Here is a 23,104-nt window from a genome sequence, read left to right on the forward strand (position 1 = left end):
TTCTGTCCATGGGAGACGAGACACTCGATGCGGTACGCAGTGTGGTGGCCGAGGTGCTCGCCCGCGACTCCGACCGCGGCGACTGGTCGGCATGGGCGAACGCCGGGCTGACCGCGCTGCCGGTGCCGGAGACGCACGGCGGTGAGGGCTTCGGGCTCGGCGAGATCGCGGTGCTGCTGCGCGAGAGCGGGCGTCAGGCGGTGCGCGTGCCGGTGTGGGAGACCCTGGCGGTCGGCGCGCTGACCCTGGCCGGCCACGGCACCGCCGAGCAGCAGCGCACGATCCTCCCCGGCGTCGCCTCCGGTCAGACGGTGCTCACCCCGGCCTGGCTCGAGCGTGGCCGGCCCGGCACCCCGACGACCAGCTTCCGGGACGGCGTGGTCTCCGGGCGCAAGACCGCGGTGACCTATGCCGAGGAAGCCTCGTTCCTCCTCGTCACCGCGACAGCCGGTGACCGCCCGGTCGTGGTGCTCGTCGACGCGTCCGCCGACGGGGTGACCCTGCTCCCGGCGAGCACGTCCGGCTCCGTCCCGCAGCACACCCTCGTCCTCGAGAACGTCCCGGCCGAGGTGCTCGACGAGGGCGCCTACGAGGCTCTGACCGGGCTCGCCACTGCCGGCCTGGCGGTGACCTGCGCCGGGGTGCTGGCCGGAGCGCGCGACCTGACCGCGGCGTACGTCTCCGGGCGGCGGCAGTTCGGACGCGCGCTGGCCGAGTTCCAGGCGGTAGCGCTGCAGATGGCCGACGTCTACGTCGCCTCCCGCACGCTCGACCTCGCCGCCGACAACGTCGTGGATGCGATCGCGCACCGGCGCCCGGCCGCCGACGATCTGGCGGTGGCCGCCTACTGGGCCAGCCAGGTCGCACCGTCCGCCTTCCGCACCTGCCACCACCTCCACGGCGGCATGGGCGTGGACGTCACCTACCCGCTGCTCGGGTTCACCACCTGGGGCACCGACATCGCCCACCTGCTCGACACCCCGGCCGAGCGGGTCCCGGTCGAGACCGCCGAGGCCAAGAACCACGAGCTCACCGAGGCACAGCGCTCGTTGAAGGTCGAGGTGAGACGCTACTTCGCAGGTCTCTCCCATGACGGCGAACCGGGCGACCCGGGCCCCGAGGGCTCCTGGGACCGACACGGCCCGACCTACCAGAAGCTCATCAAGCAGCTCGGCGACGACGGCTGGATGGGCGTCGGCTGGCCGAAGGAGTACGGGGGCCACGGCCTCGGCGAGGTCGAGCAGACGATCTTCGCGAACGAGGCTCAGTACGCCGACGTGCACCTGCCGGCGGTGACCCTGCAGACGGTCGGCCCGACCCTGATCCGCTACGGCACGGACAAGCAGAAGGAGATGTTCCTCAACCGGATCCTGGCCGGCGAGGTGCACTTCGCGATCGGCTACTCCGAGCCCGAGGCCGGCACCGACCTGGCCTCGCTCCGTACGACGGCACGGCGCGATGGCGACCACTACGTCGTCAACGGCCAGAAGCTGTGGACCACCGGCGGTCACGCCGCCGACTACATCTGGCTCGCCGTGCGCACCGATCCGGACGCTCCCAAGCACAAGGGCATCTCGATCCTGATCGTCGACACCACCGACCCGGGCTTCTCCTGGACCCCGATCATCACCGCCGACGGCTCCCACCACGTCAACGCGACGTACTTCAACGACGTCCGGGTCCCCGCCGACATGCTGGTGGGGGAGGAGAACCAGGGCTGGAAGCTGATCACGACCCAGCTCAACCACGAGCGCGTCATGCTCGGGCCCGCCGGGCGGATCGAGGGTCTGCGCGACCGGGTGCTGCGCTGGGCCACCGCCCAGGGCGTCGCCGACAGTCCCGACGTACGCGCGCTGATGGGTCAGACCACGGCGGTCTTCCGGGTCAACGAGCTGCTCAACTGGTCGGTCGCCCAGGCCGCCGAAGCCGGCGAGATCGAGGTCGCCGACGCGTCCTCGTCCAAGGTCTTCGCCGCCGACCAGGTCCAGCACCTGCTCGCCGACCTGATCACACTGGTCCACCGCCACGGCGATCCCGGAGACCCGGCGACGAAGAGCCTGATCGACTATCTCGACGCCCAGGCGAAGCGGAACCTGGTCCTCACCTTCGGTGGCGGCGTCCAGGAGGTCCAGCGCGAGCTGATCGCGATGTTCGGGCTGGGAATGCCGAGGGTGCCGCGATGAGCGGGCAGGAGAAGCAGACGCTGGTGGACGAGGCCGTCCACGAGAAGATCATGGCCGCCGCCGAGGAGATCAAGGCCTGGGGCGAGGCAGCCGAGCGCGACGCCCGCGACCTGGTCAACCAGCCCACGATCAACAACTGGCTCGAGGCGATGGGGCTGGAGTCCGAGCGCTTCCATCAGGGCGAGGCGCCGCCGTCGATGGCCCAGGTGTGGACGATGTACGGCCAGGGCGGCCGTCATCCCGACCGCGACCCGCTGCACGCGATGATGAACGTGCTCACCGATGCCGGCTTCCACGGCGTCCTCGGCACCAACTCCGAGCAGAGCTACGACCGCTACCTCCGGGTCGGCGAGCAGGTCCGCGTCACCACCGCGCTCGACTCCGTCGTCGGGCCGAAGAGCACCGGCATGGGTGTCGGCTACTTCGTGACGTCGAGAAGCACCTGGTATGTCGGCGAGGAGCGGGTCGCGACCATGCTGTTCCGCGTCCTCAAGTTCATCCCCAAGGGGCAGGCATGAGCGGCCCCGTCCGCCCGGTGATCGGCCGGGACAACGCGTACTTCTTCGAAGGCACCGCCAAGCAGGAGCTGCGGATCCAGAGCTGCAACGCCTGCGGTGCCCTGCGGCACCCGCCGGGTCCGGCATGCCTGAGCTGCGACGCGTACGACCGCGGTCATGCCGTCGCCCGGGGTGAGGGCACGGTCTACTCGTTCACCGTGATCCACGCGCCGAAGCTGCCCGGCAAGGAGCTCCCGCTGGTCGTGGCGCTGCTGGACCTGCCCGAGGGCGTACGCATGGTGGCCGAGGTGACCGGCGTGCCACCCGAGGGCGAGGACGCCCTGCAGATCGGCGAACGACTGGTCGTCGACTGGAACCCGATTGACGAGGAGCTGACGCTCCCGATCTGGAGGCGGCCATGAAGTTTCAGACCGGGGAGAAGATCCCGACGTGGGAGCTCCCGATCACCCCGACGCTGGTGGTCTCGACCGCGCTCGCGACGCGGGACTTCCAGGACGTGCACCACGACCGCGACCGGGCCCAGGCGGCCGGCTCGAAGGACATCTTCATGAACATCCTGACCTCGACGGCGCTGTGCGAGCGCTACGTCACCGACTGGGCGGGCACGGACGTGCAGATCACAGGCATCTCGATCCGGCTGGGCGCTCCGGCCTACCCCTACGACACGCTGTCGTTCTCCGGCGAGGTCACCGAGGTGGCGGGCGGCGTCGCCACCATCCAGGTCATCGGCGCGGTGTCCCTGGGAGCGCACGTGACCGGAACCGTGAGGGTCGCCGCATGATGGCCGACGGCGGGGTAGTCCGGGAGCGAACTGCCCAAATACTCGCCGGTAATAGGCGGTTCGCTCCCGGACTACCTCGACCGCGACCTCTGGAGCACGCATGACGACCCTCAGCAACAGTGCCTCGATCGTCGGGATCGGTGCCACCGAGTTCTCCAAGGAGTCCGGGCGCTCCGAGCTCCAGCTGAGCGTGGAGGCGACCAGGGCCGCGCTCGCGGACGCCGGCCTGACGCCGGCAGACGTCGACGGGCTGACCACTTTCACCATGGACACCAGCTCCGAGATCGCCCTGGCCCGCGAGCTCGGCCTCGGTGATCTGAGGTTCTTCTCCCGGATCAACTACGGCGGCGGCGCGGCCTGCGCGACGATCCAGCAGGCCGCGATGGCGGTGGCCACCGGTGTCGCGGACGTCGTGGTCGCCTACCGCGGCTTCAACGAGCGCTCGGGTCAGCGCTTCGGGCAGGTGCAGCCCTGGGCCGCCCAGCAGGTCAACACCAACGGCATCGACAACTCCTGGACCTACCCGCTCGGGCTATCCACCCCCGCGGCCACCGTGGCGATGCAGGCGCGCCGCTACATGCACGACTACGGGGTGACCAGCGAAGACTTCGGTGCCGTCGCCGTCGCCGACCGTCGCCACGCGGCGACCAATCCGGCCGCGTTCTTCTACGGCAAGCCGATCACGCTGGAGGACCATCAGGCCTCCCGGATGATCGCCGACCCGCTCCACCTGCTCGACTGCTGTCAGGAGTCCGACGGCGCCGTCGCGATCGTGGTCACCAGCCCGGAGCGAGCCCGCGACCTGGCCCAGCAGCCGGTCCACATCGCCGCGGCCGCCCAGGGCAGCGCCGCCGACCAGTACGTGATGACCTCCTACTACCGTGACGAGATCGGCATCCCCGAGATGGGCGTGGTCGCCAAGGACCTGTGGCGCCAGTCCGGTCTCACCCCGGCCGACATCGACACCGCCGTCCTCTACGACCACTTCACCCCTTACGTGCTCATGCAGCTCGAGGAGCTCGGCTTCTGTGGCAGGGGAGAGGCGAAGGACTTCGTACGCGACGGGGCCATCGAGCTCGGCGGGCGGTTGCCGATCAACACCCATGGCGGTCAGGTCGGCGAGGCCTACCTGCACGGCATGAACGGCATCGCCGAAGGCGTACGCCAGGTGCGCGGCACCTCGGTGAACCAGGTCGCCGGCGCGGCGAACGTCCTCGTCACCGCCGGCACCGGCGTGCCGACCAGCGGATTGGTCCTCACCTCCGGCTGACCGCGCTGAAATTTTGCGCAAGCATTTGCAGCACAGCCTGTCGACTGTGCTGCTTGTTTGCTGTGCCTGCACGTGAGCCTTGACGTGTGATCGGGATCACCCTACGGTCTGTCTGCAAGATCTTGCAGCAAGATTCACTCTCGGCGTAGGAGGATCCATGATCAGGTCCATGGCTGTCGTGCTTGCCCTAGCGGCGGGAGCGGCTCTCACGCTCTCGGTCCCGGCCACCCCGGCACAGGCAGCGCCGCCAGGGGACAAGGACGTCACCGCCGTGATGTTCGAGTGGAGCTTCGCCTCGGTGGCCAAGGAGTGCACCAGCACCCTGGGTCCCGCCGGCTACGGCTACGTCCAGGTGTCTCCGCCGCAGGAGCACGTCCAGGGCCCACAATGGTGGACGTCCTACCAGCCCGTCAGCTATAAGATCGCGGGCCGCCTCGGCGACCGCACCGCCTTCAAGAACATGGTCGACACCTGTCATGCCGCCGGCGTGAAGGTCGTCGCCGACGCCGTCATCAACCACCTGTCAGCGGGCTCCGGGACCGGCACCGGCGGGTCGTCCTACAGCAAGTACGCCTACCCCGGCCTCTACTCGAGCTACGACCTGGACAACTGCACGGCCACGATCAGCAACTACCAGGACCGCACGAACGTCCAGGAGTGCGAGCTGGTCGGTCTCGCCGACCTCGACACCGGCGAGGACTACGTACGCGGCAGGATCGCCGGCTACCTCAACGACCTGCTCTCGCTCGGCGTCGACGGGTTCCGGATCGACGCCGCCAAGCACATGGCCGCCGCCGACCTGGCCAACATCAAGTCGCGCCTGAGCAACCCCGACGTCTACTGGAAGCAGGAGGCGATCTTCGGCGCGGGGGAGGCCGTCTCGCCGAGTGAGTACCTCGGCAACGGCGACGTCCAGGAGTTCCGCTACGCCCGTGACCTGAAGCGGGTCTTCAACAACGAGAACCTCGCCTACCTGAAGAATTACGGGGAGGGCTGGGGCTACATGTCCTCGGGCAGCTCGGGCGTCTTCGTCGACAACCACGACACCGAGCGCGGCGGCGACACCCTCAACTACAAGGACGGCGCCAGCTACACCTTGGCCAACGTGTTCATGCTGGCGTGGCCCTACGGCTCGCCCGACATCAACTCCGGCTACGAGTGGAGCGACAAGGATGCCGGCCCGCCCAACGGCGGCGCGGTGACTGCCTGCTGGCAGGACGGCTGGAAGTGTCAGCACGCCTGGCCGGAGATCAAGAAGATGGTCGCTTTCCGCAACACCGCCCGCGGCCAGGCCGTCACCGACTGGTGGGACAACGGCTATGACGCCATCGCCTTCGGACGAGGCAGCAAGGCGTACGTCGCGATCAACCACGAGTCCTTCACGCTGACCCGCACCTTCCAGACGTCGCTGGCGGCCGGCACCTACTGCGACGTACAGAGCGGCAGGAGCGTCACCGTCAACGGCTCCGGCCAGTTCACCGCCACCCTCGGCGCCGACACGGCCCTCGCGCTCCATGTCGGCGCGATGACCTGCAGCTGATCCCGCACATCCAGAGAGGCCCTCACAGTGAATCGAAGAAGCCGCGCACACGGCGCGCCCAGGATCGCAGCGACAGTGCTCGCGACCGTGCTGCTCGCCACGGCGCTGCCGGCCATGGCGGGGTCGGCGACCGCCGCCTCCCCGAAGCCGCCCTCGGACGCCAAGCTGGCCGCCGAGCCGGCCCGTCACGACGCGACGAAGGAGCAGTTCTACTTCGTGCTGCCCGACCGGTTCGCCAACGGCGACGCCTCCAACGACAAGGGCGGCCTGACCGGCTCGCGGATGTCGACCGGGTTCGACCCGTCCGACAAGGGCTTCTACCAAGGCGGTGACCTCCAGGGTCTGACCGACCGGCTGGACTACATCAAGGGCCTCGGCACCACCGCGATCTGGATGGCGCCGATCTTCAAGAACAAGCCGGTCCAGGGTGAGGGCGCGAACGCCTCGGCCGGCTACCACGGGTACTGGATCACCGACTTCACCCAGGTCGACCCGCACTTCGGGACCAACGAGGACCTCGAGGTCCTCATCGACAAGGCCCATGCCAAGGGCATGAAGGTCTTCTTCGACGTCATCACCAACCACACCGCCGACACCGTGGACTACGCGGAGAAGAAGTACGGCTACCGCCCCAAGGGCGCCTTCCCCTACCTGGATGCCGCGGGCCGTCCCTTCGACGACGCCGAGCCGGAGTCCGACAGCAGGAAGGTCGACGAGGACTCGTTCCCCTACACGCCGAAGAACACCGGCGAGATGGTGCCGTCCTGGCTCAACGACCCGACGCTCTATCACAACCGTGGCGACTCCACCTGGGAGGGCGAATCGACCACGTACGGGGACTTCAGTGGCCTGGACGACCTGTGGACCGAGCGTCCCGAGGTCGTCGAGGGGATGACGAAGATCTACCAGCGGTGGGTCCGCGACTTCGACATCGACGGCTTCCGGATCGACACCGTCAAGCACGTCGACCTGGACTTCTGGACCGAGTGGGCGACAGCCCTGGACGCCTACGCGGCCAAGCAAGGTCGCGAGGACTTCTTCATGTTCGGCGAGGTCTTCTCCGCCGACACCGACGTGACCTCGCCGTACGTCACCCGAGGCCGCCTCGACTCGACCCTGGACTTCCCGTTCCAGGACGCCGCCCGTGCCTTCGCTTCGCTCGGAGCGCCGGCGGACCGGCTCGCCGGAGTCTTCGCCGACGACTACAAGTACGCCTCCGACAAGGCCAACGCCTATGGCCAGGTCACCTTCCTCGGCAACCACGACATGGGCCGGATCGGCAGCTTCATCAAGGGCGACCATCCCGGGGCGAGCGACGCCGAGCTCGTCCAGCGGGCCCGGCTCGCCAACGAGCTGATGTTCCTCTCCCGCGGCAACCCGGTCGTCTACTACGGCGACGAGCAGGGCTTCACCGGCGCCGGCGGCGACAAGGATGCCCGCCAGACGCTCTTCGCGTCCACCACGGCCGACTACCTCGACGACGACCAGCTCGGCACCGACCGCACCCATGCTGCCGACGCGTACGACACGAGCCACCCGCTCTACACCGCGATCGCCGCGCTGGCCGAGCTCCGCATGGAGCACCCCGCGCTGACCGACGGGATCCAACAGGAGCTCTACGCGGCCGACTCCGTCTACGCCTTCTCCCGCACCGGCGACAACCGCGAGTACGTCGTCGCGGTCAACAACGCCAACGAGCCGAAGACCGTCAGCCTGCCCGTGGAGTCGGCAGGCTTCGAGACGATCTACGGCGGCGACGCCCGCGCGACGGCTGCCGACGGCAAGGTCACCGTGACCGTCCCGGCGCTGTCCTCGATCGTGCTGCGCGCCGAGGCCGAGCTCCCGAAGGCCGGCGGGAAGCCCACGCTGACGCTGACCGCTCCCGAGGCCGGTGCCACCGGCACCGTCACGCTCTCCGCGGACCCGGGGGAGACCGACGGCGCCCGCGTCGTCTTCGCGGCTCAGGTCGGCAACGGGAAGTGGCGCACCCTCGGCTCCGTCGACCACGCCCCCTACAAGATCACCCAGTACGTCCCCGCGACCGTCGCGGAAGGCACCGTTCTGCGCTACAAGGCCGTGGTCGTCGACCGCGACGGACGCACCGCGAGCGATCTCGCCGAGACCACGGCCGGCCGGGCCCCTGCGGCGGAGACGCCCAGCGCCGTCGACCGGGACTACGCGGTCGTGCACTACCGGCGCACCGACGGCGACTACACCGGCTGGAGGCTGCGGACCGGCGACCAGAGCGGCGAGTTCAGCGGCCGCGACGCCTACGGCGCCTTCGCCTGGATCAAGCTCCCCGACGGCGCGTCCTCGATGACGTACACGATCGAGAAAGACGGCTCCACGGACGGCGCCGAGCGGACGATCGAGCTCGCCGAGACCGGCGAGGTCTGGGTCGAGGCCGGCCGCGACGGCCAGCAGACCACCAGGCCGGAGGGCGTCTACCCGGCGCCCGACACCTCGAAGGCCGTGATCCACTTCCACCGCCCCGACGGCGACTACGACGGCTGGGGGCTGCACACCTGGACCGGCGCCGCGAACCCGACCGAGTGGTCCAAGCCGCTGCAGCCCACCGGCAAGGACGCCTACGGCGTCACCTTCGAGGTGCCGCTCGTCGACGGCGCCACCTCGCTCAACTACATCGTCCACAAGGGCGACGAGAAGGACATCCCGAACGACCGCTCGCTCGACCTGACCACGTACGGTCACGAGGTGTGGCTCAGCTCCGGCGACACCGGCTACCTGCTGCCGTCGGTCGGCTCGGCCCCCGAGCTCGACCTGACCAAGGCGCACGCGCAGTGGATCGACGAGACGACCGTCGTGCTGCCGAAGGAGAAGGCGAGCGGCTCGGCGCTGTCCACGCAGCTGGTCTACGACCGCGACGGCGGCATCACCGTCAAGGACGGTGCGCTCAGCAGCGAGGGCCGCTGGCTGCGGCTGCAGCCCGCGTCGCTGAGCGACGAGCAGAAGACGCGGTTCCCGCACCTGAATGAGTACGCCGCCTTCACCGTCGACGCCCGCGACCGCGACCGGATCCGTGAGGCACTGACCGGCCAGGTCGTGCTCACCCAGCGTCTCGGCAACGGCGCCCTGGTCACCGGCACCGGCGTCCAGATGCAGGGGATCCTCGACGACCTCTACGCCGGGAAGGCGACGAAGGCGTCGCTCGGCCCGGTGTTCCGGGGCAACAAGGTCACGCTGTCGGTGTGGGCGCCGACCGCTCAGGAGGTGCGGCTCGAGCTCGGCACGAAGAAGTCGGTGCCGATGCGCCGCGACGACGCCAGCGGTGTCTGGTCGGTGACCGGTCCGGCAGGGGCGTGGCGGGGCAAGGAGTACCGCTTCGCCGTGAAGGTGTGGGCGCCGAGCGTGCAGAAGCTCGTCACCAACCAGGTCACCGACCCCTATGCGGTCGCGCTCACGACCGACTCCGAGCGCAGTCTCGTCGTCGACCTCGGCGACAGGTCCCTCGCCCCGAAGGGCTGGTCGACGCTGAAGAAGCCCGAGGCCGTCGCCCTGAAGGACGCCCAGATCCAGGAGCTTCACATCCGCGACTTCTCCGTCGAGGACGAGACCAGCGACCACCCCGGCCGTTACCTCGCCTTCGCCGACAAGGACAGCGACGGGTCGAAGCATCTGCGCGACCTGGCCGAGTCCGGCACGTCGTACGTCCACCTGCTGCCGGCCTTCGACATCGCCACCATCCCGGAGAGGACGTCCGATCAGACCGCCCCCGACTGCGACCTCGAGTCGTATGCGGCCGACAGCGAGAAGCAGCAGGAGTGCGTCGCCGCGGCGGCAGCGAAGGACGCGTACAACTGGGGCTACGACCCCTACCACTACACGGTCCCGGAGGGCTCCTACGCCAGCGATCCGGACGGCACCGACCGGACCGTCGAGTTCCGGCAGATGGTGAAGGCGCTCAACGAGGACGGCCTGCGGGTCGTGATGGACGTGGTCTACAACCACACCACCAGCAGCGGCCAGGCGAAGACGTCCGTGCTGGACCGGATCGTGCCCGGCTACTACCAGCGGCTGCTGGCCGACGGCTCGGTCGCCACGTCCACCTGCTGCGCCAACACCGCGCCGGAGAACGCGATGATGGGCAAGCTGGTCGTCGACTCGATCGTGACCTGGGCCAAGGACTACAAGGTCGACGGGTTCCGCTTCGACCTCATGGGCCACCACCCCAAGGCCAACATGCTCGAGGTCCGCAAGGCGCTCGACGCCCTCACGCTGGCGAAGGACGGCGTCGACGGGAAGAGCATCATCCTCTACGGCGAGGGCTGGAACTTCGGTGAGATCGCCGACGACGCCCGCTTCGTGCAGGCCACCCAGAAGAACATGGCCGGCACCGGCATCGCGACCTTCAGCGACCGGGCCCGAGACGCCGTACGCGGCGGTGGACCGTTCGACGCCGACCCGGGTGTCCAGGGCTTCGCCAGCGGCCTCTACACCGACCCGAACTCCTCGAAGGCCAACGGCACCGAGGTCGAGCAGCGGGCGCGGCTGCTGCACTACCAGGACCTGATCAAGGTCGGGCTCTCCGGCAACCTCGCCGACTACTCCTTCACCGACACCGACGGGCGCCGGGTCACGGGGGCCGAGGTCGACTACAACGGCTCACCGGCCGGCTATGCGGCCGCGCCCGGGGACGCCCTGGCCTACGCCGACGCCCACGACAACGAGTCCCTCTTCGACGCGCTCGCGTTCAAGCTGCCCGCCTCGACGAGCAGTGCGGACCGTGCCCGGATGCAGGTGCTCGCGATGGCGACGGCCACGCTCTCCCAGGGGCCGGCGCTCTCCCAGGCCGGAACCGACCTGCTGCGCTCGAAGTCGCTGGACCGCAACTCCTACGACTCCGGTGACTGGTTCAACGCCATCCAGTGGGACTGCGAGGACGGCAACGGGTTCGGGCGAGGGCTGCCCCCGGCCGCCGACAACCAGGACAAGTGGCCCTACGCCAAGCCGCTGCTGGCCTCGGGGACGGTCCCCGGCTGCGCCGACATCGAGGGCGCCTCAGCCGCCTACCGGGACCTGCTGAGGATCCGTACGGACGAGCCGGCGTTCCGGCTGGCCACGGCGGCACAGGTCCAGGAGAAGCTGTCGTTCCCGCTCTCGGGGAAGGAGGAGACGCCGGGCGTCATCACCATGCGCCTCGGTGACCTCGTGGTCGTCTTCAACGCGACCACGACGATGCAGCGGCAGACGGTGAAGGACGCCGCGGGGGCGGGCTACCGCCTGCACCCGACCCAGGCCGGCGGCTCCGACGAGGTCGTGAAGTCGTCGTCGTTCGAGGCGGGCTCCGGCACCTTCGCGGTCCCTGCCCGGACGGTGGCGGTCTTCACCCGCTGAGGGCCGGAAATGGACGCGGCCCCGGCTCATCGAGCCGGGGCCGGCGGCCTCCTCGGTGGGAAGCGCGGCGTCAGATCAGGAGGGGCTGTTGCCGGCGACAGCGCCGATCACCACGAGCGCGATGACGACCAAGGCGGCGACGACCATCAGGCCGGCCGGGCTCCGGAAGTCGAACATGGGGATTCCTTTCGGCTAGTTCGGCGACAGGCGTCGAGTGGGGACCGAGGGCCTGCGGACGCGCCGGGCGAGCCAAGCAGTGGCGATGCCCGCGGCGTCGCGTATACATAACCAGCCGAGCTCGAGACGCGCGTAGGGCACAAGGTCCCGATTTTTACCGAAGCCATTCACCTTCCGGGAAATATGTGATATGGCAACAGTTCGCTCGAGGAGCGTCTTCACACACTAGCTGGCCGCGGGCGATGTCCGGCCACCGGTCTCGCCGAGGTCGGCGAGGTTGTGATCCCCGTCACCGGGACCCCTCGGTGCAGCCCTGTCGGCGGCGCCCGCGGCGTGCCGGCCGGCACGCCGCCCGAAGTACGAGCCGTCGCCGAGCTGCATCCCGGAGGCATAGCCCTTGGCGTCCTGGGCGAGGTTGGCTGCACAGGCGCCGGCCGCGTAGAGACCTCCGATCGCGGAGCCGTCCTCCCGGCGTACCTCTCCTTCGACCGTCGTGGCGAGACCGCCCATGGTGAAGCCGGCGTACATCGCCTTGCCGAGCGAGAGGTCGTAGGCGCCCCAGGGGCCGGCGTCCTGCGGCTCGGTCCACTCGGCCGCCTTGTGGAGCTCCGGGTCCTTGCCGTCGGCCGCATGGGCGTTGTAGGCGGTCAGCGTCTCGTTCAGGGCGTCGAAGGGAACCCCGAGGCCGGCCGCCATCTCCTCGACCGTCTCCCAGCCGTCGATGAACGGGCACAGCGGCATCGTCGGGTGCTCGATGTGCGCGGAGTCGACGATCAGGAAGGCCGCCGAGTCCGGCTGCTCCATGACGAAGGCGGCCGTACGCGCGTGGTAGGAGTCCTCGGCCACGAACCGCTTGCCGTGCTTGTTGACGATGATCCCCGTCAGCAGGATCGAGGGCGGGTAGAACGGTGCGGTCTGGAAAGCCTCGTCCATGAACCGCCAGCGGCCGCCGGCAGAGGCGCCCAGCCGCAGCCCGAGCCCGTCGTCGTAGGTGGAGGCCAGCGGGAAGAGCTTCTCGCCGAGCCGGGGCGTGTGCTCGGCGACCATGTCCGCGTTCCCGACGAACCCGCCGGCAGCGAGCACGACGGCCTTGGCGCGGATCGCGCCGCGCTCCTCGAACCGGCGCCAGGCGAGGCCGACGACCCGGTCGCCCTCCATCACCAGGTTGGTCGCACCGGTCTCGTAGCGGATCACCGCGGACGTCTCGGCGAGCCGGTCGGCCATCCGGTCGACGACCAGCTTCGCGCCGCCGGTGTCGCCCGGAACCGGCACCTTGTGGCCGCGTGGCGCGGGGACGGCGAGGTCGCGGAAGGGGTGGACCTTCTCGTTGCCGGTGTACATCAGCCCCTCGGTGCCCGGCTGGATCACCGCTTTGCCTGGCCATAGCGAGCGCTCGAACTCGAAGCCCAGCCCCTCGAGCCAGTCGAAGTGCTCGACCGAGTCGTCGCAGTAGGCCCGGATCTTGTCGTCCTCGGGCTCCTTCGACACGGCGTGGATGTAGGCGAACATCTCCTCGGCCGAGTCCTCGACCCCGGTCGCCTTCTGTACCGCGGTGCCGCCGCCGAGATAGAAGTGGCCGCCTGCCATCGCCGAGGTGCCGCCAGGCTCGGCGGCACGCTCCAGGAGGATCGTGCGGGCTCCCGCCCGGGCCGCCTCCAGCGCCGCCGCCCCGCCGGCCACGCCGAAGCCGACCACGACCACGTCGGTCTCCTCCGACCAACCGCCGAAGCGCTCCTCGACGTCAGCAGGGGAGAGTACGTCGGGAAGTGCCGTGCCGCTCATGCCTGCCTCCCGTGTGACCCGCGCCGCGCGTGTAACACGTCGTTCGTAGCACTATCCGGTCGTTCTGATAGGGCGAGTAGTACTACGAACAGCGTGTTACACATCGAGTTGCACCCCGCGCGGCTCATCTCGCCTCCTCGCTTCGCTCGGTCGTCTCCAGGTAGCAGTCGGCGAGCACGGGCGCGCCGTCGCGAGCGGGGTCGTCGGATGAGATCGTCGCTCTGACCAGGATCTTCGGCGCTTGGTTCCACGCCTCGATCGAGATCGTCTCGCCGGGGAAGACGATCCCGGCGAACCTGGCGCCGAAGCCGGCGACCCGGGTCGCGTCCCCGTCCAGCAGGAGCCCGGTCGCCTCGCGTAGCACGATCCCGTAGGAGCACAGCCCGTGCAGGATCGGCTTGGGGAAACCGGCTTTCGCGGCGAAGGCGGGATCGGCGTGCAGCGGGTTGCGGTCGCCGCACAGCCGGTAGAGCAGCGCCTGCTGCTCGGTCACGTCGTAGGCAGTCACCGCATCCGGCGCGCGCTCGGGAACCGGCAGCGCGGTGGACGGGCCCCGCTCGCCCCCGAAGCCGCCCTCGCCGCGTACGAAGATCGAGCTCCGGACCGTCCAGAGCGGATCGCCGTCCGGGGTCGTGGCGACGCCCTCCTGCACGATGACGGCGGCCTTCCCCTTGTCCCAGACCTCGGCGATCCGGGTGGAGACGACGGCTTCACCGGACGTCGGGATCGGGCCGTCCACACGGATCTCCTGCGATCCGTGGAGGACCGAGGCCAGGTCGATGTCGCAGCCCGGCAGGTCGAGCGCGGGTGGCTCGGTCACGTGGAAGGTCGGTGCCACGACCCCGAAGGACGGCAGCACGGTCAGCGTGTCGGAGTCCAGCGTGTAGCGCAGCGCGGCCGGGTCGGTCGCGTCGCCGGGACGCGACCCGGCACCGATGCCGAGGTGGTAGAGCAGCACGTCGGACGAGGTCCACGAGAACGACCGGGACGGCAGCGAGGCACCGATGGCCTTGGTCGGGTCGATGGGCATCAGTAGATCTCCTTCAGGGCGCAGTCCTCGGCGGCCAGGTAGCCGAAGACCAGGGCGGGTCCGATGGTGGCGCCGGGGCCGGCGTAGGTGCGGCCCATGACGGCGGAGGACACGTTGCCGGCGGCGTACAGGCCCTCGATGACCGAACCGTCGGGCCGCAGGACGCGGGCACGCTTGTCGGTGACCAGACCGCCCTTGGTGCCCAGGTCGCCGGGGGCCATCTTGACCGCGTAGAAGGGCGCCTGGTCGATGACGTTGAGCGAGCAGTTCGGCTTGACGGTGGGGTCGGAGTAGTACTTGTCGTAGGTCGACTCGCCGCGGTGGAAGTCCTCGTCGACGCCGGACTCGGCGAAGCCGTTGAAGCGAGTCAGCGTCTCGCGCAGACTGTCGGCCGGAACTTCGATCCTGTCGGCGAGCTCCTCGACGGTGGAGGCCTTCACGACGACACCGCTCTTCAGCCACCGGCCCGGGAAGGGCTGTCCCGGTCCGAGTCCGGCGAAGATGTAGCGGTTGCGGTAGCGCTGGTCGAAGACCAGCCAGGAGGGAACGTGCGAGACCCCCGTCTCTTGGCCCTTGTAGATCTCGTGGACGGCCTCGACGTAGGGCAGCGCCTCGTTCATGAACCGCTTGCCGGCGCCGTTGACGATGATCGATCCGGGCAGGTTGCGCTCGGCGAGCGCGAACCACGGGCGGCCCGGGAACGGAATCGTCGGGCCCCACCAGGACTCGTCCATCAGGTCGGTGTCCGCGCCGGCCGCGATCCCGGCCAGGATGCCGCCGCCGGTGTTGGAGAAGGCGCCGGTGGTCCATTCGACCGAGGTCGGCGCCGGCAGGTACTTCTCCCGCATCTCCAGGTTCCGTTCGAAGCCGCCCGACCCCAGGATCACGCCGCGCCGGGCCCGGATCACGCGGGTCGGGCCGTCCTCGCCGGTGCGCACCTCGACGCCCACCACGCGGCCGTCCTCGGTGACCAGGCCGACCAGCTCGGTCTCGTACCGGATCGGGACGCCGGCATCGATGAGCCCCTTGCGCAGGCCGATCGCGAGCGCCGCGCCCATGGCGTACATCTTCTTGCCGCGCAGGCCGGCGAGGATCCGTGCGACTGCGATCTTGACCATGGTGATCGGGCCCTTGATCGTGCGCATGCCGAGGCTGATCTTGCGGAAGTCGGCCTGGGTGACGACCATGTTGGCCGGCGACTTGGTGTAGGGCGGGTGCAGGCGGTCCAGCTCCTCGCCGATCACCCGCGCGTCGAGCGGGACCGGCTCGACGGAGCGGCCCGCGCCGCGGCCGCCGGGAGCCTCGGGGTGGTAGTCGGCGTAGTCGGGCACCCAGGCGAACCGCACGGGCGTCTTCTCGCACACGAACGAGAGCACCTCGGGACCGCGACCGAGGAAGGTCTCGCGGCGCTCAGCCGGAACGACGTCGCCGACGATCGACTCGAGGTAGAGGCTCGCGGCCTCGGGGGAGTCCTTCTGGTGGGCCGCCTCGAGGGCGTGGTTGCGGGGGATCCAGACGCCGCCGCCCGAGCGGGAGGTCGACCCGCCGAAGTACGCGCTCTTCTCGATGACGACGGTCTCGAGCCCGTGGCGGCGTGCCGCTGCCAGCGCGGCGGTCATCCCGGCGCCACCGGCACCTACGACCACGACGTCGTACGTCTCGTCGTCGGCCGCCCCGGTCATCGGCTGCCCCGCATCGTCCGGCTGTTCCATGGTGCTCCCTCAACCTCGACTGTCCCAGAACTGAAACACGTTCTACCATAGACGACAGTCCGGGAAACACGCCCAGGGACTCGACAAAACTGAAACGTGTTCTAGTATTGACTCATCGGCAGCGCGCGGATCGCGCCGTCCGACGACATCTGGGACACCATGCAGGAAGGCAGAGCGGTGAGCGAACCGACACAGCGCCCCGACAAGGACGCGCAGACCGTCAAGGACGGGGTGCAGGACCTGCTGCCCACGATCAGGGAGCGAGCGGAGGAGACCGAGCGCCTGCGGGTCGTGCCCGAGTCGAGCGTGAAGGAGCTCGAGGAGGTCGGCTTCTTCAGGCTGCTGCAGCCGACCCGGTTCGGCGGGCTCGAGGCCGACCCGGTCGACTTCTACACCTGCGTACGCGACATCGCCTCCGCGTGCGGCTCGACGGGCTGGGTCTCCAGCGTCCTGGGTGTGCACCCCTGGCAGATCGCGCTCTTCGACGACGAGGCGCAGCAGGCGGTCTGGGGCGAGGATCCCGACACCCGGGTCTCCTCCTCCTACGCGCCGATGGGCAAGGCCGCGCTCACCGAGGGCGGCTTCATGCTCTCCGGGCGCTGGTCCTTCTCGTCCGGCTGCGCGCACGCCACCTGGGTGCTGCTCGGCGGTCTGGTCTTCAACGATGAGGGACAGGTGGTCGACTTCCGTACGTTCCTGGTGCCGCGCGCGAGCTATGAGATCGTCGATGTGTGGAACGTCGTCGGCCTGGCCGGCACCGGCTCCAACGACATCGTGGTCGAGGACGTCTTCATCCCGGAGACCTTCACCCTCTCCATGGCCGAGACCGGGCGGTGCAAGGGCCCCGGCCAGGCGGTCAACACCGGCGACCTCTACAAGCTGCAGTTCCACTCGCTGTTCACCACCACGATCACCACCCCGATCATCGGGATGGCCCGTGGGGCGTACGACGAGCACGTCACCATGCAGCAGAACCGGGTCCGTGCCTCCTACGGCGAGAAGGCGTCCTTGGACCCCTTCGCCGCCGTGCGTGTCGCGACAGCCTCCTCCGACATCGACGCCGCCTGGGCCCTGCTGATGAGCAACATCCGCGAGCAGCAGGCCCATGTCGCCCGCGGTGAGAAGATCCCGATCGCCCAGCGGCTGCGGGTCCGCCGTGACCAGGTCCTCGGTACGCAGCGGGCGATCGACGCGATCGACCTGCTCTTCGAGGCCTCCGGCGGCCGGGCCCTGGCCAACGGCACCCCGCTCCAGCGCGCCTGGCGCGACGCCCACGCCGGCCGTGTCCACGCCGCCAACGACCCCGAGCGGGCGCTGCAGATGTACGGCGCCTCGGAGTTCGGGCACAAGGTCGACCCGGGGATGTACTGATGACGCTCTCCAAGGACGACGTCGCGCACGACGTACGCATCAAGACCGAGGCGGCGGGGGAGATCTCGCTGCGCTACTACGACCTCGATACCCGGGACTCTTCGGTGGTCGAGCCTGTCGAGACCCCCCTCGTCATGCTGCACGGCGGCGGCCCCGGGGCCTCGTCGTGGTCCAACTTCGGCTCCGCGCTGGAGGGCTTCGCGGCCGACTTCCGCACGATCCTGGTCGACCAGCCGGGGTTCGGTGCGTCCGACAAGCCGCCGGTGGTGGGCAACTACTACCGTTTCGCCGGCGACGCGGTGATCGCGCTCCTCGACGAGCTCGGCCTGGAGAAGGTGCACCTGCTGGGCAACTCGCTCGGCGGCGGGACCGCGATGCGGATCGCGCTGACCTACCCGGACCGGGTCGGTCGGCTGGTGCTGATGGGGCCGGGAGGGCTCTCGCTCAACCTCTTCCATGCGGACCCGACCGAGGGCGTGCAGCGCCTGATGGACTTCTCCGGAAACCCCACCCGGGAGGCGCTCAGGGCGTTCATCTCGACCATGGTCGTCAACCAGAAGCTGGTCACCGACGAGCTGGTCGAGGAGCGGTTCGCCGACGCGACCGCGCCCGGCGCGCGCGAGGCGATGGCGTCGATGGGGTGGTCGTTCTACAACCCCGAGACCGCCGAGGACGGCATGCTCTGGCGCGAGGCACACCAGCTCAAGCACCACACCCTGCTCACCTGGGGGCGCGAGGACCGGGTCAACCCGCTCGATGGCGCCTTCCCGGCGCTGAAGCTCATTCCCAAGGCGCAGCTGCATGTCTTCCCGCGCTGTGGGCACTGGGCACAGATCGAGGCCGCCGACGAGTTCCGCGAGATCGCGGTCGCGTTTCTGAAACGGCACAGCGTGAAGCGTCACCGCGAACGTACTCCGGAGGAGAAGCCATGACGATCGACATCAAGTCCATGGGCTACGTACGCGTCGCCAGCACCGATCTGGAGGCGTGGCGTACGTTCGCGGAGAAGGTGCTCGGGCTGATCACGGCCAAGGGTCCGAACCCGGAACACCTCTACTACCGCATCGACGAGGTCTCGGCCCGGCTCGTGATCGAGCCGGGCACTCGGGACCAGCTCAGCTGCGTCGGCTGGGAGGTCGCCGACCACACCGCGCTGGCGCAGGCCCGCGAGCACCTGGAGAAGTCCGGTGTCGAGGTCGAGGAGGGCACGCCCGAGGAGCTCGCCGAGCGCCGGGTGCAGGAGATGCTGCGCTTCCGCGACCCCTTCGACAACGTCTTCGAGCTCTTCCACGGCATCACCTACGAGCGCCGGCCCGCGGTCTCGCCCTACGGGCACACGTTCGTGACCGGCGAGCAGGGGATGGGTCATGTGGTGATCCCGGTCTCCGACGACGTACAGGCGCTGGAGTTCTACCGCGACACGCTCGGGTTCCGGCTGCGCGACTCGATGAGCATGCCCGGCGAGTTCGCCGGCAAGGAGCCCGGCACCAAGATCTGGCTGCGCTTCCTCGGGATCAACCCGCGTCACCACTCGCTGGCGTTCCTGCCGTTCCCCAACGACTCCAAGTGCGTCCACATCATGCTCGAGGTCGACAAGCTCGACGACGTCGGCCGGGCGCTGGAGCGGGTGTCGAAGCACGGGGCCAAGCTGTCGGCGACGCTGGGCCGTCACATGAACGACGAGATGGTCTCGTTCTACGTGAAGTCGCCGGGCGGGTTCGACATCGAGTTCGGCACCGAGGGCCTGCAGGTCGACGACCAGAAGTGGGTCGCCCGGGAGTCCACGGCCGTCTCGTACTGGGGTCACGACTTCGGCGTAGGCCAGTGATCGGGTATGCGTATAGAGGTGCCTGACGGGATGTCTCCCGATGCCGCCGAGAGCTGGCCGCATCCGGAGCTGATCGAGTCCTTCCATGGTCGCTTCGACTTCGAGGCGCCACCGTCTCCTCCGGAGACCCCTGCGGACGCGGAGGCTGACGCCCGGTTCCGTACGGTGCTGGGCCGGTTCGCCTCCGGGGTCACCGTGATCACCGCACAGACCGCGGAGGGGCCGGTCGGGATGACCTGTCAGTCGTTCTCCTCGGTCTCGTTGCGGCCGCCGCTGATCCTGTTCGCGCCGACCAAGTCCTCGCGCGCCTGGGCCAGGATCCGCCGGGCCGGCCACTTCTCGGTCAACATCCTCGCCGCCGGCCAGGAGGCGGTCTCGAACCAGTTCGCCTCGCGAGCCGCCGACAAGTACGCCGACATCTCCTGGACTCCGTCGGCCCATCACGGCGACCCGCACCTGGCCGGTGCCGTCGGCTACCTCGACTGCGCCGTCCACTCGGTCCACGAGGAGGGGGACCACTACCTGGTCGTCGGCCGTGTCCTCGACCTCGAGGAGGGCGCCGCCACCGAGCCTCTGCTGTTCTTCCGCAGCAACTACCGGGAGCTCGACTGACCGGGGGCGCCTCGGTTCAGCTTTCGCTGAATACAGGTTTCGCTGTACTGTGGCGGCATGGTCACCGCCACCACCTCCTCGCTGGACGCTCTCGCCCGGTTCGGGCACGCCCTCTCCGATGCCACTCGGGCCCGGGTCCTGATGCAGCTGCGTGAGGGGCCAGCCTACCCGGCCGAGCTGTCCGAGTCGCTGGGCGTGACGCGTCAGTCCATGTCGAACCACCTGGCCTGCCTGCGCGGCTGCGGGCTGGTGGTCGCAGTCCCCGAGGGCAGGCGGACGCGCTACGAGCTCGCCGACGGCCGCATCGCGCATGCGCTGGCTGACCTGCACGACCTGATCCTGGTCACCGATCCGGAAGCGTGCCGCGACTCCGTCGAGCAGGGCTGCTGCTGATGGGTCACGGACACGGTCACGGACACGGTGCCGCTGTGGGCCACGCCGGCGGCAGGCATCGGTGGCGACTGGCCGTCACCTTCGCCATGGTGGCGGCGTTCCTCGTCGTCGAGCTCGTCGCGGGACTGTGGTCAGGGTCGTTGGCGCTGATCTCCGACGCCGGGCACATGACCGCGGACGTCGTCGCGCTGGGTGCGGCGCTGGTCGCGACCCGGATCGCCACCCGCGCCGACACCACCGGTCGCCGCACCTACGGCTCCTACCGGGTCGAGGTGTTCGCCTCCGGGCTGACCGTCCTGGTGATGCTCGGGGTCGCGGTCTACGTCGTGCTCGAGGCGATCGGCCGCATCGGGGAGGGATCCGAGGTCCAGACCGGGGCGATGCTCGTGGTCGGTGCGATCGGTCTGGCCATCAACCTGGTCTCGATGCTGCTCCTGCGCGCGGGGGCGAGCGAGTCGCTCAACCTCAAGGGCGCCTACTTCGAGGTGGTTGCCGATGCCGCCGGCAGCGTCGGTGTGATCGCGGCCGGGCTGCTCGTCGCCGCCACCGGGCAGCCGTTGTGGGACACCGTGGTCGCGGTTGCGATCGGGGTCTTCGTCGCCGTGCGCGCCATCGCCCTGGGGCGGCAGGTCCTGGCGGTCCTCGGCCAGCACGTCCCCGAAGGCATGGAGGTCGAGCAGGTCGTCGCCGACCTCGAAGCGGTCTCGGGCGTGGCCGGTGTCCATGACCTCCACCTGTGGACGTTGACCTCCGGGATGCACGTCGCGACCGCGCATCTCGTCCTGGATGCCGGCTCAGATGCCCAAGCCGTGCTGGCGGAGGCGCAGGCCGCACTCGCCACGCGGCACCGCATCGAGCACGCGACCCTCCAGACGGAGATCGCCCCGACTCGGCAGTGCCATGAGGTGACCTGGTGAGCTCCGGTCTTCCGATCCATGTCATCGGCCGAGGCGACGGTGTGGCGCCGCAGCCAGGACCCGATCCGTCCCGGAGGGCCGTGCTGGTGCGACGGGTCCGACTCCTGGTCACCTTCACCATCGCCTACAACCTGATCGAGGCGGCGGTGGCGATCGCGGCCGGAGCGGTCGCCGGCTCGGCGGCGCTGCTCGGCTTCGGCCTCGACTCGCTCATCGAGGTCACCTCCGCGATCGTCGTGGCCTGGCAGTTCGCGGGCCGCGAGCCCGAGGCCCGCGAGAAGGTCGCGCTGCGGATCATCGCGCTCTCCTTCTTCGGGCTCGCGGCCGTCGTCTCCTATGACGCCGTGACCAGCCTGATCACGGGGCACATGGCCGACCACTCCGGTCTCGGCATCGGCATCGCCGCGCTCAGCCTGCTCGTCATGCCTGCCGTCTCCTGGATCCAGCGCCGCAGCGGCAACGAGCTCGGCTCCCACTCCGCCGTGGCCGACTCGAAGCAGACGCTGCTGTGCACCTACATGTCGGCGGCGCTGCTTGTCGGGCTGCTCGCCAACAGTGCCTGGGGCTGGTGGTGGGCCGACTCGGTGGCTGCGCTCGTCATTGCCGCGCTGGCCGTGGGGGAGGGGATCAACGCCTGGTGCGGTGAGGTCTGCTGCACTCCGGCCAGTGCCCTCAGTGGCCATGATGGCTGCGACGAGGGCTGCGCCTGCTGCTGATCGTCTGCTGCTGATCTACGACTTGAGCAGCACTCACAGCTCGTCGAGGCGCTTGATCGCGGCCGCTTCCTCGGGGTCGGGATCGGCCTCGTCAAGAAAAGCCCGGGTGACCTCGACCGCGACGTCGGGAGCGAGGCGCTTGAGGCTCATCGCCAGGACGTTGGCGTCGTTCCACAGGCGTGCGCCGCGGGCGATCCAGGGCTCCCAGGCGAGCGCGGCGCGCACGCCGGGGACCTTGTTGGCGGCGATCGCCGTGCCGGTGCCGGTCCAGCACATCACCACGCCGACCTCGGCGCGCCCCTCGACCACCGCGCGGCCGACGCCGGCGCCGAGGTCGGGCCAGGAGTCGGTCTCGACGATCTCGACGTCGCCACGCTCTCGCAGCTCGGCGAGCACGGCCCGGGTCGTCTCGTTCTCGTCGTCGCTTCCGAAGGCGATCCGCATGTGCTCGAACTTACCCGCGCTCTCAGGCGTGCGTGGCCGGTCCCCCTGGTCCGGTGAACTTCGCACGGGGCTGGTCCTCGAGGCTGGTGGTGAGCTCCCAGGTGCGCTGGTAGCCGGTGTGGACGATGCGCCAGCCCTGCGGCGTACGGACGTAGCGGTCCTCGTAGAAGGCGGCGCCCTCGAGGACGAAATCGAAGGCGGGTGCGAAGACCTTGTCGTAGAGGTACCAGCGGCCGGTGGCTGCATCGCCGTCGACCGCGATCTCGGGGTGGTGGAGGTGGTGCATCGTGATGATCTCGGCGGGCAGGTTGGTGCGCATGTAGTCGACGAGCTCGCCCGGGGAGCCGAAGGAGAGGCCGGCGTAGTCGGCGGTGGCGTCGTCGCTGAAGCAGGTGGCGAACTCGTCCCACTGCTTGGTGTCGAGGAGGCGTACGTAGCGGAACTTGAGCTGCTCGATCTCCCTGATGTCACTCAT

The 23,104-nt window shown here is 69.5% G+C and carries 19 protein-coding genes; 14 read left to right on the forward strand and 5 right to left on the reverse strand.

Annotated features, from left to right (window positions below):
• The first annotated feature begins 8 nt into the window (after nucleotides 1–8).
• The 7 genes from WBG06_RS15530 (at nucleotide 9) to pulA (ending at nucleotide 11,647) form a co-directional block, all read left to right on the forward strand.
• Entirely contained in the window at nucleotides 9–2,183 is a 2,175-nt protein-coding gene (locus WBG06_RS15530) for an acyl-CoA dehydrogenase (RefSeq protein WP_336737749.1), read from the forward strand.
• Nucleotides 2,180–2,701, forward strand: a complete 522-nt coding sequence (locus WBG06_RS15535) for an FAS1-like dehydratase domain-containing protein (RefSeq protein ID WP_336737751.1) — start codon at nucleotides 2,180–2,182, stop codon at nucleotides 2,699–2,701. The genes WBG06_RS15530 and WBG06_RS15535 overlap by 4 nt, the downstream gene beginning before the upstream one ends.
• Nucleotides 2,698–3,102 carry a Zn-ribbon domain-containing OB-fold protein gene (locus WBG06_RS15540; RefSeq protein ID WP_336737753.1) on the forward strand — a complete coding sequence of 135 codons (405 nt, stop codon included), beginning with the start codon at nucleotides 2,698–2,700 and terminating at the stop codon, nucleotides 3,100–3,102. Before WBG06_RS15535 ends, WBG06_RS15540 begins: the two co-directional genes overlap by 4 nt.
• Complete coding sequence (locus tag WBG06_RS15545; RefSeq protein ID WP_336737755.1) at nucleotides 3,099–3,482, forward strand: MaoC family dehydratase; 384 nt, start codon at nucleotides 3,099–3,101, stop codon at nucleotides 3,480–3,482. Before WBG06_RS15540 ends, WBG06_RS15545 begins: the two co-directional genes overlap by 4 nt.
• A 100-nt stretch (nucleotides 3,483–3,582) precedes the next feature.
• Nucleotides 3,583–4,752, forward strand: a complete 1,170-nt coding sequence (locus WBG06_RS15550) for a lipid-transfer protein (protein WP_336737757.1) — start codon at nucleotides 3,583–3,585, stop codon at nucleotides 4,750–4,752.
• 169 nt (nucleotides 4,753–4,921) lie between these two features.
• Complete coding sequence (locus WBG06_RS15555; RefSeq protein WP_336737759.1) at nucleotides 4,922–6,292, forward strand: alpha-amylase; 1,371 nt, start codon at nucleotides 4,922–4,924, stop codon at nucleotides 6,290–6,292.
• A gap of 75 nt (nucleotides 6,293–6,367) precedes the next feature.
• Complete coding sequence (gene pulA / locus WBG06_RS15560) at nucleotides 6,368–11,647, forward strand: pullulanase-type alpha-1,6-glucosidase (RefSeq protein WP_336737761.1); 5,280 nt, start codon at nucleotides 6,368–6,370, stop codon at nucleotides 11,645–11,647.
• A 402-nt stretch (nucleotides 11,648–12,049) separates the two neighbouring features.
• Here pulA and WBG06_RS15565 read toward each other — a convergent pair whose 3' ends face one another.
• The 3 genes from WBG06_RS15565 to kstD form a co-directional block, all read right to left on the reverse strand.
• Nucleotides 12,050–13,606 carry an FAD-binding protein gene (locus WBG06_RS15565; RefSeq protein ID WP_336737762.1) on the reverse strand — a complete coding sequence of 519 codons (1,557 nt, stop codon included), beginning with the start codon at nucleotides 13,604–13,606 and terminating at the stop codon, nucleotides 12,050–12,052.
• A 124-nt stretch (nucleotides 13,607–13,730) separates the two neighbouring features.
• Nucleotides 13,731–14,636, reverse strand: a complete 906-nt coding sequence (locus WBG06_RS15570; protein WP_336737763.1) for a MaoC/PaaZ C-terminal domain-containing protein — start codon at nucleotides 14,634–14,636, stop codon at nucleotides 13,731–13,733.
• The gene (kstD, locus tag WBG06_RS15575; protein WP_336737764.1) at nucleotides 14,636–16,348 is read right to left on the reverse strand and encodes a 3-oxosteroid 1-dehydrogenase; all 1,713 of its coding nucleotides are present in this window, start codon (nucleotides 16,346–16,348) and stop codon (nucleotides 14,636–14,638) included. The genes WBG06_RS15570 and kstD overlap by 1 nt, the downstream gene beginning before the upstream one ends.
• 177 nt (nucleotides 16,349–16,525) lie before the next feature.
• On the opposite strand from kstD, the gene hsaA reads away from it, so the two are divergent.
• From hsaA to WBG06_RS15610, 7 genes are read left to right on the forward strand one after another with little or no spacing between them, the layout of a single operon-like run.
• Nucleotides 16,526–17,719 carry a 3-hydroxy-9,10-secoandrosta-1,3,5(10)-triene-9,17-dione monooxygenase oxygenase subunit gene (gene hsaA, locus WBG06_RS15580; RefSeq protein WP_336737765.1) on the forward strand — a complete coding sequence of 398 codons (1,194 nt, stop codon included), beginning with the start codon at nucleotides 16,526–16,528 and terminating at the stop codon, nucleotides 17,717–17,719.
• Nucleotides 17,719–18,651 carry a 4,5:9,10-diseco-3-hydroxy-5,9,17-trioxoandrosta-1(10),2-diene-4-oate hydrolase gene (gene hsaD, locus WBG06_RS15585; RefSeq protein ID WP_336737766.1) on the forward strand — a complete coding sequence of 311 codons (933 nt, stop codon included), beginning with the start codon at nucleotides 17,719–17,721 and terminating at the stop codon, nucleotides 18,649–18,651. Before hsaA ends, hsaD begins: the two co-directional genes overlap by 1 nt.
• Nucleotides 18,648–19,547 carry an iron-dependent extradiol dioxygenase HsaC gene (gene hsaC, locus WBG06_RS15590; RefSeq protein WP_336737767.1) on the forward strand — a complete coding sequence of 300 codons (900 nt, stop codon included), beginning with the start codon at nucleotides 18,648–18,650 and terminating at the stop codon, nucleotides 19,545–19,547. Before hsaD ends, hsaC begins: the two co-directional genes overlap by 4 nt.
• Before the next feature lie 30 nt (nucleotides 19,548–19,577).
• A complete protein-coding gene (locus tag WBG06_RS15595) occupies nucleotides 19,578–20,159 on the forward strand; it encodes a flavin reductase family protein (RefSeq protein WP_336737768.1) in 582 nt (193 codons plus the stop codon).
• A gap of 57 nt (nucleotides 20,160–20,216) precedes the next feature.
• A complete protein-coding gene (locus WBG06_RS15600; protein ID WP_336737769.1) occupies nucleotides 20,217–20,552 on the forward strand; it encodes an ArsR/SmtB family transcription factor in 336 nt (111 codons plus the stop codon).
• Complete coding sequence (locus tag WBG06_RS15605) at nucleotides 20,552–21,469, forward strand: cation diffusion facilitator family transporter (RefSeq protein ID WP_336737770.1); 918 nt, start codon at nucleotides 20,552–20,554, stop codon at nucleotides 21,467–21,469. The genes WBG06_RS15600 and WBG06_RS15605 overlap by 1 nt, the downstream gene beginning before the upstream one ends.
• A complete protein-coding gene (locus WBG06_RS15610; RefSeq protein ID WP_336737771.1) occupies nucleotides 21,466–22,185 on the forward strand; it encodes a cation transporter in 720 nt (239 codons plus the stop codon). Before WBG06_RS15605 ends, WBG06_RS15610 begins: the two co-directional genes overlap by 4 nt.
• Nucleotides 22,186–22,218: 33 nt before the next feature.
• Here the strand turns inward: WBG06_RS15610 and WBG06_RS15615 are convergent, their stop codons facing one another.
• On the reverse strand, nucleotides 22,219–22,629 hold the full coding sequence (locus WBG06_RS15615; protein WP_336737772.1) for an RpiB/LacA/LacB family sugar-phosphate isomerase: 411 nt from the start codon (nucleotides 22,627–22,629) through the stop codon (nucleotides 22,219–22,221).
• A 22-nt stretch (nucleotides 22,630–22,651) separates the two neighbouring features.
• Entirely contained in the window at nucleotides 22,652–23,104 is a 453-nt protein-coding gene (locus tag WBG06_RS15620; RefSeq protein ID WP_336737773.1) for a nuclear transport factor 2 family protein, read from the reverse strand.

Origin of the sequence: Nocardioides sp. CCNWLW239 (assembly GCF_037137035.1) — a bacterium.
Lineage (GTDB): Bacteria > Actinomycetota > Actinomycetes > Propionibacteriales > Nocardioidaceae > Nocardioides.

Excerpts from the sequence above, each read along its gene's own strand:
- WBG06_RS15530 (WP_336737749.1), top strand. The coding sequence starts at position 9 with ATGGGAGACGAGACACTCGATGCGGTACGCAGTGTGGTGGCCGAGGTG.
- WBG06_RS15535 (WP_336737751.1), top strand. The coding sequence starts at position 2,180 with ATGAGCGGGCAGGAGAAGCAGACGCTGGTGGACGAGGCCGTCCACGAG.
- WBG06_RS15540 (WP_336737753.1), top strand. The coding sequence starts at position 2,698 with ATGAGCGGCCCCGTCCGCCCGGTGATCGGCCGGGACAACGCGTACTTC.
- WBG06_RS15545 (WP_336737755.1), top strand. The coding sequence starts at position 3,099 with ATGAAGTTTCAGACCGGGGAGAAGATCCCGACGTGGGAGCTCCCGATC.
- WBG06_RS15550 (WP_336737757.1), top strand. The coding sequence starts at position 3,583 with ATGACGACCCTCAGCAACAGTGCCTCGATCGTCGGGATCGGTGCCACC.
- WBG06_RS15555 (WP_336737759.1), top strand. The coding sequence starts at position 4,922 with ATGGCTGTCGTGCTTGCCCTAGCGGCGGGAGCGGCTCTCACGCTCTCG.
- WBG06_RS15565 (WP_336737762.1), bottom strand. The coding sequence starts at position 13,606 with ATGAGCGGCACGGCACTTCCCGACGTACTCTCCCCTGCTGACGTCGAG.
- WBG06_RS15570 (WP_336737763.1), bottom strand. The coding sequence starts at position 14,636 with ATGCCCATCGACCCGACCAAGGCCATCGGTGCCTCGCTGCCGTCCCGG.
- kstD (WP_336737764.1), bottom strand. The coding sequence starts at position 16,348 with ATGGAACAGCCGGACGATGCGGGGCAGCCGATGACCGGGGCGGCCGAC.
- hsaD (WP_336737766.1), top strand. The coding sequence starts at position 17,719 with ATGACGCTCTCCAAGGACGACGTCGCGCACGACGTACGCATCAAGACC.
- hsaC (WP_336737767.1), top strand. The coding sequence starts at position 18,648 with ATGACGATCGACATCAAGTCCATGGGCTACGTACGCGTCGCCAGCACC.
- WBG06_RS15595 (WP_336737768.1), top strand. The coding sequence starts at position 19,578 with ATGTCTCCCGATGCCGCCGAGAGCTGGCCGCATCCGGAGCTGATCGAG.
- WBG06_RS15600 (WP_336737769.1), top strand. The coding sequence starts at position 20,217 with ATGGTCACCGCCACCACCTCCTCGCTGGACGCTCTCGCCCGGTTCGGG.
- WBG06_RS15605 (WP_336737770.1), top strand. The coding sequence starts at position 20,552 with ATGGGTCACGGACACGGTCACGGACACGGTGCCGCTGTGGGCCACGCC.
- WBG06_RS15615 (WP_336737772.1), bottom strand. The coding sequence starts at position 22,629 with ATGCGGATCGCCTTCGGAAGCGACGACGAGAACGAGACGACCCGGGCC.
- WBG06_RS15620 (WP_336737773.1), bottom strand. The coding sequence starts at position 23,104 with ATGAGTGACATCAGGGAGATCGAGCAGCTCAAGTTCCGCTACGTACGC.